A 12,490-nucleotide genomic window follows, 5' to 3' on the forward strand; every position below is an offset into this window, starting at 1 on the left:
ATTTTAACTAACAGTAGGGAGAGAACACAATCATGGCTAAAGAAAAAATCGTCCTTGCATACTCTGGCGGATTAGACACTTCCGTTATTTTAAAATGGCTTAAAGAAACTTACGATGCCGAGATCATCGCTTTTACAGCAGATATCGGGCAGAGAGATGAGCTTGATGGACTTGAAGCAAAAGCATTAGCAACAGGCGCATCCAAGGTTTATATCGATGACTTGCGGGATGAATTTGCATCAGATTTCATATATCCAATGTTCCAATCAGGTGCACTTTATGAAGGGCAATACCTGCTTGGTACTTCAATAGCACGTCCATTAATTGCAAAACGTATGGTTGAAATTGCACGTGCTGAAGGCGCTACTGCAATTGCGCACGGTGCAACAGGCAAAGGAAATGACCAGGTTCGTTTTGAGCTGGCGGCTGCGGCACTAGCTCCAGAACTTAAAGTTATAGCACCATGGCGTTCTGAGCAATTCCGCCAAGAGTTTCCAGGCCGTGCTGAAATGATCGCTTATGCTGAGAAGCATAAGATCCCTGTTCAAGCTTCTGCTGCTAAACCGTATTCGATGGACCGCAACTTGCTGCATATCTCCTTTGAGAGCGGCATGCTGGAAGATCCTTGGTTTGATTCAAGCGCTGAATCCAATGAAGGCATGTATGTCCTGTCTGTATCTCCTGAGAACGCGCCTGATCAGGCTGAATATTTGGAGCTTGGATTTGAACAAGGTAACTGTGTAAGCTTGAATGGCGAATCGATGAATCCTCTCCAAGTGATGGATAAATTGAATGAGCTTGGCGGTAAGCACGGAATCGGCCGTGTGGATATGGTAGAGAACCGTTTTGTCGGTATGAAGAGCCGTGGCGTTTATGAAACACCAGGTGGAACCATTCTATTCGCTGCACACCGCAAAATGGAATCTCTCACAATGGATCGCGACGTTATGCATCTTCGTGATTCACTCATTAGCAAATACAGTACACTTGTATACAACGGCTTCTGGTTTGCACCAGAAAGACTTGCTCTGCAAGCTCTTGTTACCGAGAGCCAGCGCAACGTAACGGGAACGGTTCGTGTGAAGCTGTATAAAGGAAACATCATTGCGGCAGGCGTGAAGAGCCCAGTCTCCTTGTACAATCCGGACATCGCAACAATGGAAGCTGATCCTTCCCAAGCTTACGATCAAGGTGATGCAACAGGCTTTATTCACCTGAATGCTTTACGTCTAAAAGTATCCTCTGGTGTAGAGCAGAACGCTCGTAAATAAGTTAATAGGAGAGCTTGCTAACGGATAGTAGTCGAGTGTGCTCGCGCTAACGCTAACAGGCTCTTTTGCTCTAGATATTGATAGAAATTGCGCGTTTAGCGTTTAGCTGGAGAAATTCCGCTTAATATCATTTTTCAATTGTTAAGTGCATCACTCAGAAACATCGGAGAATAGGAGTTGTTTAGGAGCAATGAGTAAATTATGGGGTGGACGGTTTACGAAGAAAACAGATCAGCTCGTGGAAGAATACACAGCGTCCATTACGTTTGATAAAGAATTGGCTGTAGAGGATATCCAAGGTTCTATGGCACATGTCTCTATGTTAGGTAAGTGTGGTGTACTTCCTGCTGAAGACGTAGATACAATCAAAAATGGCTTGCAGCAAGTGCTCGGCATGATCGAGCGCGGCGAGCTTGAATATACGATTGCAAATGAAGATATTCATATGAATATCGAGAAAACGTTGATCGATCTTATTGGACCTGTCGGCGGCAAATTGCATACAGGTCGTTCTCGTAATGACCAAGTTGCAACGGATATGCATCTTTACTTACGCAAACGTGTAGTAGAGTTCGTCGGTCTATTGCAAAAGCTACAAGAAGCGCTAATTACGCAAGCCAAAGCGAATATCGACACTATCGTACCTGGTTATACGCATTTGCAGCGTGCGCAGCCGATTCTTTTGGCACATCATTTGATGGCTTATGTATCCATGTTCGGTCGCGATATTGAACGTCTGCAAGATAGCTATAAGCGTATTAATGTGCTTCCACTTGGAGCGGGTGCTTTGGCGGGAACGACTTTTGCAATTGATCGTCATTATACGGCAGAGCTGCTTGGCTTTGATGGCGTGTATGAGAACTCGTTAGATGCGGTTAGTGATCGTGATTTTATCGTTGAATTCCTATCGAATGCCTCGATGATCATGGTTCACCTATCCCGTCTATGTGAAGAAATGGTGCTGTGGATGAGTACGGAATTTGGCTTCATTGAGTTAGATGATGCTTTCTGCACAGGCTCTTCCATCATGCCGCAGAAAAAGAACCCAGATGTTGCTGAGCTTGTTCGTGGCAAAACAGGACGTGTCTACGGTAACCTTTTCGGTCTGTTAACCGTTCTTAAATCGCTTCCGCTTGCTTACAACAAGGACATGCAGGAAGACAAAGAAGGGATGTTCGATACAGTTCGTACGCTGCAAGGAGCGCTTCAATTGTTCGCGCCAATGGTTGCTACAATGAAGGTTAACCAAGGACGCATGCGTCAAGCTGTGAACCAAGACTTCTCTAACGCAACTGACATTGCGGATTTCCTTGTGAACAAAGGCATGCCATTCCGTGAAGCGCATGAAGTAATCGGCAAAACAGTCCTGTACTGCATCCAGAATGGAAAATTCCTGCTTGATTTAACGTTGGATGAATTTAAGCAATTCTCGGAGCTATTTGATGATCGCATTTACGCGGTTCTTCAGCCTGAGCAAGTGGTCAACGCTCGTAATGTTTACGGCGGTACAGCAACGCCACAGGTTACTGCCGCTATCACACGCGCGGAAGCTAAGCTTACGGAGACAGCAGCATGGGTTGAATCCTATCATGCAAAAGCGAACCAAACCGTTTCCTTATAAGGAAAATATAGTGAGCCTATTGATTCAAGGATCGATAGGCTCATATTTTACCGTTCGCACTCTGTGAGCGCCACCAATCGCGCTGCGGCAACTTAGGGCGCTTTTTCGGTAAATAAATTCCGAAGTTGGGAACTTTTTTACTATCTAAAAATTGGTCCCATTACGCCATCTTCGATTTTGATCGGAGCAGGTGAAGTTTGTGGCGGTGTTGCAGATTCTTTCACTGCATAGATAGTTGGCTGTGGTGCATATTTGTCTTTGGATATTTTGTCTGTGGCGATAGTCGCGCCGTTGCGTTTGGTAATGCGGTAAGTTTCGACGATATATCCTTCTTTGCCGTCGACTACTTTGACGCGTTCAGTCGGACTAAGGTTGGGATTACTGACATATTCCGTTGGAGCAGGAATCGTTTCGAGAATGTTGGATTTAACTTCATAGCTGATTCCTTCTGGCAGTTGCCCGAACAGCTTGACGGTGAATTTGTTGTTCTGCGTTTCGGTACGGATCAAGAGGTACGAGCCAGTATTATTGCGGAAGCGAAAGTTGATCCCATCGCTAGAGAAGGTAGCGTCTTGGCCAAGCGGTGCATAAGAGATCATAAGGGAATGGTTCTTACGTTCAATAATTTCAAGACCGCTGAGAAGTGCTGCATTATATAAGGTTGTTGAGACTTGGCAGATGCCGCCGCCGATTCCGTTTACGAGCTTGCCATTCAGAATTACCTTGGATTCCTGAAAGCCGAATTGCTGCTCAGCTTGCTTGACGACTTTGGCGTAGTCGAATATTTCGCCTGGCTTAAGCAGCATGTCATGGATGACCGTAGCAGGTGCCGTGATATTATGCAAACGCCCCGGAGCTGCATCGATAATCGGTGTGCTGTATTCGACAATTTTGCGTTCGATGCCTTGTGCTTGCAGGCTTGCAACTGTTGTCGTTGGTTTCTCCGCAACCACAGGCAAGGCAATGCGCATGGTTAGCAGCTGCTGCTTGTCGGGCGAAGATGCAGATGAGCGTTGCATAAGCTGCCTGCTGATTGGCTGCAGCGTTGCCTCAAGCCGCGCGGCTAACGCGGCTGTGTCGATCCGAGGCTCGAAGTGCTCAGCCTCGTAGGTGATTTCATCGCTAGGCGTGATCACACGCTTAGCGGGGACAGGGGCGCGCGAATATAGCGCGCGCCACTGCTTGCGGACGCGGCTGTCCAGCACCGCCGCGTCGATCTGCAACGGCACGGTGATGTGCGCATCGCGCAGCAGCCAGCGCTGCTTCGCGCGCTCTGCCACCGTGCCCGTGAACAGCCGCTGCAGCACGGCTTGGAGCTGCGAGTCATCGACTCGCAGCCCCAGCTCGCCCAGCGGTAGCGTTTGCGAACCGACCGCAGACTGGTCGGTTTGCAATTGCACGGGCAGCGCAGCTAAGCGCGCGAGCTGCGCTGCCCAGTTCTGCTGCATGCCTTGCAGCTCCATGCCGCCTACCTGCCAGCCGCCGACGGTCATCCCCGGCGGTAGCGTCGTTTGCTTCGCGTACCAGCGCACCGTGAAGGTGAGGATGATCACGAGGCAGATTAAGCTCATCATACTATACGTAATCAAACGCGGATTTTTCATCTATTGTACGCCTCCGAGAATGAATGGTTGTATGCCTATACTTCCAATGTATTCTCAGCAGGAGGCTTGTATCACAGTTTTATCTGTATTATAGAATTTAGGTAATACCATAAGAAAACGCATCCGTCTTATGAAAACGGTGAAACCGTTTCTTCTTGTCTTATGCATAAAGACGCTTCCTGAAGTTATATCGCATAACTTTGGAAGCGTCTCGTATGATTAGTTTCGTCTAATATGGGCTCGATTATTACCGATCGCACACTGCCGGTGCTCCTCCGCTACCTGCGCCTCTTATCAAGTTCTAATTAGGATAATGAGCCTTATTATTGCATCGATTTCTTTTTGGATGGCATTATCCTTTTTTTCAACAAGTAATAGATTTCGACAAGGAGCCAGGTAAGGAGTAGGGCGGTTAGGAATCCTCCCAAAATATTAAAGCTGAATGCAGCGACACCACCTGAAGGCGGAAAAAAACGCTTGTATAAGCTAAGTATAGCCGGGTGCAAGAGATAGACGCCGAACGATGCTTTGCCTAGTCTGAGCATGATGGTCGATACTTTTGGACTTAGCTTCATCAGGTGTTTGCCTGCTCCAATTAGTGCGACGGCCATCAGCAGAGCGTAAGTGTTATAAGCAAGCATGATCCATGTCGTCTCAATAGGTACTTGATCATATTTAAGCGACCAGTTTAATCCCACGTAGAGACAGCCTGTAAGGATCGCGAGTGGCATTAACCATAACGTATGGCGTTCAATCCATTTGACAATTGTGTGGTAGTGTATGCCAATGACGGCTCCAATCAAGAAAAGCGCGAAATAAGTAACAGACAAGGTTGCGCGATGAGGGATATTGTGGAACCAATGGACATACACGTAGAATCCGCCTTGAATTAGTAAACCGATCAGTGCCAAATTGCGTTCGAACAAACGAGACTTCTTCGTAAGCGTCATGAGAATGGGAAATAGCAAATAGAACTGACAAATTAAGATCATATAATACAAATGATAGCCTGCTTTACCCCAAGGAAGCAGATTCAGGAATGCTCCAATATCCACTGTAACAGTCTGTGAAAATAATATCTGATTAAACAAATAATAAAATATGGAGAACGCTAAATAGGGATAAACAACGCTGATTACCCTTTTTTTATAAAAGGTGATCGAGTCGCGTGCTGTCCATTGATCATAGTATTTGTAGAAAAGCACAATACCGCTAATAATGACGAAAACAGGAACGGCAAATGCACCGAGTGTATTCGTCCAATAGAAGAATTTGTGTAATAGACTTCCTGCTGCGGGAAGAACGGTAGCTTCGGATGTTGAATGAATTAGAACAACCGCTATAATGGCAATAGCACGTACAACATCAAGCTCATTTATTTTAGGCCTCATAGTATTAGATCACGCTCCAATGCCCAGTATACTTGATTTTTCAGTATTATAGAATATATTATTTTCGTGTCATAAATTCTAAGTAATACCTTAAGAAACGCACTGCCTTTAAGGACGGTGAAACCGCTTCTTCTTGACCGTTACTAGAAATAAATAGCGACTAAAATCGAAATCACTTTGCTGTAATGCTATAATGGATTAGTATGTTGAAATTATGATAGAGTAGAGGAATTTTGTCAGAGGTGTCGAATTAAATAAGGAATCATAGAACAGGATGTGGTTATGTGATAGAAATGCAAGATGTGTGGAAGACGTATCCTGATGGTACGCAAGCGCTACGTGGTGTTAGTATTCAAGTTGATCGCAACGATTTTCTGTATGTAGTAGGTCCTTCTGGTGCAGGGAAATCTACATTCATGAAGTTGATATATAGAGAAGAACGTCCTACTAAAGGTCAGATTTTTGTTAATGGATTTAATATTGAGAAGTTAAAACAACGCAAAATTCCTTATTTTAGAAGGAATATCGGCGTCGTGTTTCAGGATTTTCGCTTGTTGCCTAAGCTTACGATCTATGAAAATATTTCTTTCGCAATGGAAGTAATAGAAGCGAATCCGAAACAGATGAAGAAACGGACGATGGAAGTGCTAGAGCTTGTCAAATTAAGGGATAAAGCGAACTCCTTACCTGGACAATTATCGGGTGGAGAACAACAAAGGGTGGCAATTGCCCGGGCAATAGTGAACAATCCGTCAGTAATTGTCGCCGATGAGCCGACAGGGAATTTGGACCCTGACACTTCGTGGGGGATTATGAAGTTGTTGGAAGAGATTAATTTTCGAGGTACGACAATTATTATGGCGACGCATAACAGAGATATCGTGAACAATATGCGTAAACGTGTTATAGCCATTGAGAATGGTCTAATAGCTCGTGATGAAGTGCGAGGTGATTACGGCTATGAAGACTAGAACGCTAATCAGGCATTTGCGTGAGGGCTTCAAGAACATTATCCGCAATGGTTGGATGACATTTGCTTCGATTTCGTCTATCACGATCTCTTTATTTATTCTCGGTGTGTTCATTCTGCTTAGCATGAATGTCAATTATTTTGCTGAGCAGGTGGAGAGCGATGTTAAGATTGAAGTGTATTTAGGGGTCAATCTCCCACAGGAACGAGTTGACGCGTTACGCAAGGACATCGAATCGATACCTGGTGTATGGAAGACTACATATGTACCAAAGGAAGAAGGACTTAAATACTTACGTGAGCAGCTAGGCGATGTACTCGAAGGTACGGATGATGATAATCCGCTTATGGATGCCTATACGATTGAAGTTGATAACCCTCGGAATATCGAATCGGTCGCGAACACCATTCTAGCGCTTGATACGGGTAAGAAAGAGCATGAGATTTTTAAAGTGAATTATGGTAAAGGTGTTGTCGACAAGCTGTTCAAAGTAACAGATACGATCCGTAATGTTGGATTTGTTCTTGTAGCTTTACTTGCAGTTACAGCTATCTTCCTAATTGCGAACACAATTAAATTGACTATTATGGCCAGAGAAACCGAAATTTCGATTATGAAATTGGTAGGTGCGACGAACTGGTTCATTCGTTGGCCTTTCTTTATAGAAGGTGCATTACTTGGATTAATAGGCTCGGTTATTCCAGTAGCTGTGATTCTGTTCGGCTATTGGAAGCTTGATAACGCGAAATCACTCGACTTTAGTTTGCTTATGATCAGCTTCAAACCATTTAATGAAGTGTCCCTTCCGATTACGGCTGTACTGCTTGGGCTTGGAATCTTCATTGGTGTATGGGGCAGTGTTGTGTCGGTACGCAAATCACTTAAAGTTTAAGACGATTATTCGGAGGTAACCCAATGAAAAAGCGAATTATCTATTTAACCCTGACAGCCAGTCTTGTTGCTGCACTCACAACAACTCAATTAACTTCGAGTTACGCTGCAACATCGACGAAGAATATCGATCAACAGATCGCTAACTTAAAGAAGCAGAAGGCAGATTCTCAGAAAACTATCAAGGATGCACAAAATAAAATCGCGCAAGTAAAATCAGACAAGCAATTAACTTTACGGGAAATTGATGATTTGAATAATCAATTAAAAGCGACGTATGCGAAGTTGGAGCAATTGGATGCGGAGCTTGATAAGACCGAGAAGGAATTGGAGAATCAAGCTAAGCAGCTAGATGAAGCAGAGACACGGGTTGCGAAGCGGGATGACTTGTTAAAATCGCGTCTTCGTCTTATTTATACGAATGGTGCTGTCTCCTATCTCGATGTGCTATTTAATGCAACTAGCTTCTCAGATTTCCTGACCCGATTAGATTCTTTACAAATGGTTTTCAATCAAGATCAAGAAATCCTAGATGAAAATAAGAAGGATCGCGATGCGATTGCACTGAAGAAAGAAGAGGTTGCCAAATCGCTCGTAGAGGTTCAAAAATTATATGATACAACAACAGCGTTAAGGGTAGATTTGCAGCAGAAGGAACATGCCAAGGAAGTTCGCGTAGCGGAGCTTGAACATCAAGCAGAGAGCTTAGAGAAGATTACAGCTGAGGAAGAAGAAAAAGTTATCACGATGGCTCGTGAGGAGTCCAAGCTGCAAGCTGAGAAAGCCAAGGCAGCAGGCGGTAGCAGCTATAAATATAGCGGCGGCAAATTTGCGTATCCGCTTCCTTCACAAGTTCCAGTTACATCAGAGTATGGAAGTCGAGTGAATCCCGTAACAGGTCAAAAGGGAGAGTTCCATAAAGGGATCGACTTCGGTGCGAAGAGCGGGACCAATATTCTGGCGGCTGAGGATGGCGTAGTTCTTCTTGCAAGTTCCTATAGCGGATATGGCAATTGTGTCATCATTAATCATGGTAAAGATAAGAACGGTAATGAAGTATGGACCCTATATGGGCATATCCGCATGGGCGGGATAAAAGTAAGCAAGGGTGATAAAGTGAAGCGAGGACAGAAAATTGCCGAAGTTGGTTCAACAGGCCAATCGACTGGACCGCATTTACACTTTGAAGTGCGAGTGAACGAGAAGGTAGTTGATCCAGGACCGTATTTGAAGTAGTACAAGCTTCATAATTTGGCAAGGCCTGTCATATACTATACGAGGCGTTCTGTGTAACGTATTTGCCCAATCTGGGCGAAGATTCAAGAGAGAGTTTTGATTCTGTTTCTTTGGAGCATTGTACAAAGGTGGTGTAACAGGCAATGCAATTTAAAGGGCGTACCGTATTAGCATTTGTATTATTAGGGATGTTGGCAAGTTCGATTATTACCGTCGTACTGATGAGTCCAGGAAATCCAGCCCTGTCCTCGGCATTAGCCAGCATTTTGGGTACAAGTAATAAACAAGCGGACATGAATTCAACATCAGGCGCTAATGCAGCAGCTGCAAAGATATCAGATAAGGATATGAGTAAGATCGCCACGACGTATCAATTGATCAGTCAATCTTATCTGAACAAAGTAGAGAACGATACGATTATCAATGGTGCGATTAACGGCATGTTAGCTGCGCTGGACGATCCTTTTACTTCCTATATGGATCAGAAGGAAGCAAAGGAATTTGACGAATCGATCTCCTCCTCTTTTCAGGGAATTGGTGCTGAAGTAACGATGGAGAACGGCAAGGTAAAAGTCGTATCTCCTATTAAGGGCTCACCCGCTGAGAAGGCAGGTATTCATTCAGAAGACATTATTATTAGTGTTAACGGTGAGAAACTGGACGGGTTGACGCTCAACCAGGCGGTTATGAAGATAAGAGGGGCTAAGGGGACACAGGCTAAGCTTGAAATCATTCGAGCTGGTGTGGGCGATCCTATTCAATTAACGATTGTTCGCGCCGATATAGATGTAGAAACAGTTCATGCCACCATGCTGGATGGTAATATCGGCAAGATTGAAATTACGCAGTTCTCAACAAATACAGGCGATCATTTTATCAAAGAATTAACTGACTTAGAGAGTAAAGGTTTAAAGGGTCTCATCATTGACGTACGAAATGACCCAGGCGGCTTACTAAATGTAGTTGTGGAAATCTGCTCGCAATTCGTCAGCAAAGGTAAACCGATTGTGCTTGTAGAAGATCGTAATGGCAAGCAGGAGCCTACTGTGTCAAAGGGCTCTTCTAAGGATTATCCTGTTGTCGTTCTAACGAATAAAGGCAGTGCGAGCGCTTCAGAGATTCTTGCAGGCGCGCTGCAGGAAAGTGTAGGTTCGAAAGTAATAGGCGAGACGACTTACGGTAAAGGTACGGTGCAAGTAACGTTCGCCAAAGAGCTTGGAGATGGCAGCAACATTAAGATGACGGTGTTCAAGTGGCTGACACCTAAGGGGAATTGGATTCACAAGAAGGGTATTACACCAGATATCACCGTAGAGCAGCCTGATTTCTTCAAAGTAACACCTCTTACTAAGAAAGCGGATCTCAAGATCAATACCTCGAGCGATGATGTAAGCAGTGCTCAGATGATGTTAAACGCTACGGGTTACCGGACAGATCGCTCTGATGGCTATTATAGCGAACAAACAGAAGCGGCTGTGAAAAAGTTTCAACAAGCAGTTCAGCTGCCTGTGACTGGTATCATCGATTCCGCTACAGCTGACAAGCTCGAGCAAGCAGTGATCAAAGAAATCAAAGACCCTAGCAATGACTTGCAGCTTAAAGCTGCAATCGAAGAATTGAACAAACAAATCGTCCGTTAAGGAGTATCCATATGGATGTTTGGATCCAATTATTAAGTAAATTTGCATATGCTTGTGTGCAATTGCTCATCAATCCGTTTTTGTATATTGCGATACTATTTCTAGCCTTGCAGTATAGCAAACAAATTCGTCTTGAGCGCAAGCTATTCCATGCGCGACTTCACTCCTTTAGGGGTGAAGTTCTGCGTTCGGTAATAGTTGGATTTATCGGTGGTATTGCGGTATCGCTGATTATGTTGGCTTTTGGTACACAGCTAACGAGTGGAACGATTATCATCTTATGGATGATCTCCCTTGTGATGATGGTATTCCGCGTGCGTTTCCTATGTCTCGCTTACTCAACAGGCGTGCTAGGTTTATTGCACGCGATTTTTGCATTATTCCCGAATGCAACAGAGTGGACATTCATAGGACCAGTGATCGGCTGGATCATGGATAGCCAAATGGCTGGCTTGTTATTGCTAGTGGGACTTTTGCATATCTTGGAAAGCTTGCTTGTCTTAAAGCAAGGAGAGCATATGGCGTCTCCGATGTTCTTCTCCGGCAAGCGTGGCAAAATTGTCGGTGGTTATTCACTTCAAGGTTTTTGGCCTGTTCCTTTGTTTCTACTGATGCCACTTGCCATAAGTGATGGTGGTTTCTCTCTTCCGTGGACGCCGTTATTTGGGGGAGATGTATGGTCTGCAGGTGCCATGATGATGGGCTTTCCCATTATGATTGGATTCAGTGAGATTAGCGTATCTCGCTTACCTAAACATAAAGTTCGTTTGAGCTCAAAGGGATTATTCGTCTATGGCGTAATCATGGTGTGCCTGGCGATTGGGTCTTATTACTGGCCTCCGCTGATTGTGATATCTTCTGTACTTAGCATTGCATTGCATGAAGGACTAATTTGGTATTCTGTATGGCGGGAGAAGACGGAATCACCTCTCTTCGTCAATGATCCAAGAGGGTTGCGAATATTAGCTGTTCTTCCAGGTAGTCCAGCAGATGAGATCGGGCTTAAGACGGGTGAGATTATCAGTAAAGTGAATGGACAAGCTATTCTAACTCGCAGGGATTTGTTTGAGGCCATGCGGATAAATCCGGCTTTTTGTAAACTTGAGGTTATTAATGAGCAGGGAGAAATTAAATTCGCCCAACGAGCTATTTATTCTGGCGACCATCATGAACTTGGGATTATTATTTCTCCGGACCAAGATACCCGCTATTATGTGGAATTCAGACAGCCTAATTTCATTGACTTCTTAAAAGGCAAACTTAAGGGTAAAGGACAACAGCTCAATAGTTAAATGGATAATAGCCATCCTAACGACAGATGATGACCTGCAATGTGATCCGCTTGCAGGTCATTTTTTGCTTTGTCGCACATTCTTGGATGGCTTTGTTCGTCCAGAATAAACCATGTTACCGAGCGCCACCACCATGCTACCGAGCATCACCCAACCGTGCTGCTGAGTGCGACACGGCAACTTGGGGAGCTTTATCGGTAATTAGTTTCCGAAGTTCGGTAATTTTTTGCCGAACGTACGCTGCGAGCACCCCCCAACCATGCTGCTGGGCACGATACGGCAACTTGGGGAGCTTTATCGGTAAATAGTTTCCGAAGTTCGGTAATTTTTTACCGAACGTACGCTGCGAGCACCCCCCAACCATGCTGCTGGGCACGATGCGGCAACTTGGGGAGCTTTATCGGTAAATAGTTTCCGAAGTTCGGTAATTTTTTGCCGTACGCACATTCCGAGCGCCCCCCAACAGTGCTGCTGAGTACGATGCGGCAACTTTAGGCGCTTTTTCGGTAATTAGTTTCCGAAGTTCGGTAATTTTTTACCGAACGTACGCTGCGAGCACCACCCAACCATGCT

General features: G+C 44.8%; 9 protein-coding genes. 7 read left to right on the forward strand and 2 right to left on the reverse strand.

Annotated elements, in window-relative coordinates; all coding sequences use genetic code 11:
* The first annotated feature begins 32 nt into the window (after positions 1–32).
* Positions 33–1,271 (forward strand): argininosuccinate synthase, encoded by a 1,239-nt coding sequence (locus E0485_RS12865; protein ID WP_132418457.1) that lies wholly within the window; start codon positions 33–35, stop codon positions 1,269–1,271.
* Between the two features lie 190 nt (positions 1,272–1,461).
* Positions 1,462–2,892: an argininosuccinate lyase gene (gene argH, locus E0485_RS12870; RefSeq protein WP_132418458.1), complete on the forward strand. Its 1,431-nt coding sequence runs from the start codon at positions 1,462–1,464 to the stop codon at positions 2,890–2,892.
* Between the two features lie 140 nt (positions 2,893–3,032).
* Here the strand turns inward: argH and E0485_RS12875 are convergent, their stop codons facing one another.
* Positions 3,033–4,496 carry a VanW family protein gene (locus E0485_RS12875; protein WP_132418459.1) on the reverse strand — a complete coding sequence of 488 codons (1,464 nt, stop codon included), beginning with the start codon at positions 4,494–4,496 and terminating at the stop codon, positions 3,033–3,035.
* A gap of 323 nt (positions 4,497–4,819) precedes the next feature.
* Positions 4,820–5,887, reverse strand: a complete 1,068-nt coding sequence (locus tag E0485_RS12880; protein ID WP_132418460.1) for an acyltransferase — start codon at positions 5,885–5,887, stop codon at positions 4,820–4,822.
* Positions 5,888–6,171: 284 nt separating this feature from the next.
* Here E0485_RS12880 and ftsE point away from each other — a divergent pair, with 284 nt between their 5' ends.
* The 5 genes from ftsE (at position 6,172) to E0485_RS12905 (ending at position 11,917) form a co-directional block, all read left to right on the forward strand.
* Entirely contained in the window at positions 6,172–6,858 is a 687-nt protein-coding gene (gene ftsE, locus E0485_RS12885; RefSeq protein WP_132418461.1) for a cell division ATP-binding protein FtsE, read from the forward strand.
* Positions 6,848–7,750: a permease-like cell division protein FtsX gene (gene ftsX, locus E0485_RS12890; protein ID WP_132418462.1), complete on the forward strand. Its 903-nt coding sequence runs from the start codon at positions 6,848–6,850 to the stop codon at positions 7,748–7,750. The genes ftsE and ftsX overlap by 11 nt, the downstream gene beginning before the upstream one ends.
* 23 nt (positions 7,751–7,773) lie before the next feature.
* On the forward strand, positions 7,774–8,985 hold the full coding sequence (locus tag E0485_RS12895; protein WP_132418463.1) for a murein hydrolase activator EnvC family protein: 1,212 nt from the start codon (positions 7,774–7,776) through the stop codon (positions 8,983–8,985).
* 143 nt (positions 8,986–9,128) lie between these two features.
* Positions 9,129–10,625 (forward strand): S41 family peptidase, encoded by a 1,497-nt coding sequence (locus E0485_RS12900; protein WP_132418464.1) that lies wholly within the window; start codon positions 9,129–9,131, stop codon positions 10,623–10,625.
* A gap of 11 nt (positions 10,626–10,636) precedes the next feature.
* Positions 10,637–11,917, forward strand: a complete 1,281-nt coding sequence (locus E0485_RS12905) for a PDZ domain-containing protein (protein WP_132418465.1) — start codon at positions 10,637–10,639, stop codon at positions 11,915–11,917.
* Positions 11,918–12,490 lie beyond the last annotated feature (573 nt).

This window comes from Paenibacillus albiflavus (assembly GCF_004344915.1).
Taxonomy (GTDB): Bacteria; Bacillota; Bacilli; order Paenibacillales; family NBRC-103111; genus Paenibacillus_AM; species Paenibacillus_AM albiflavus.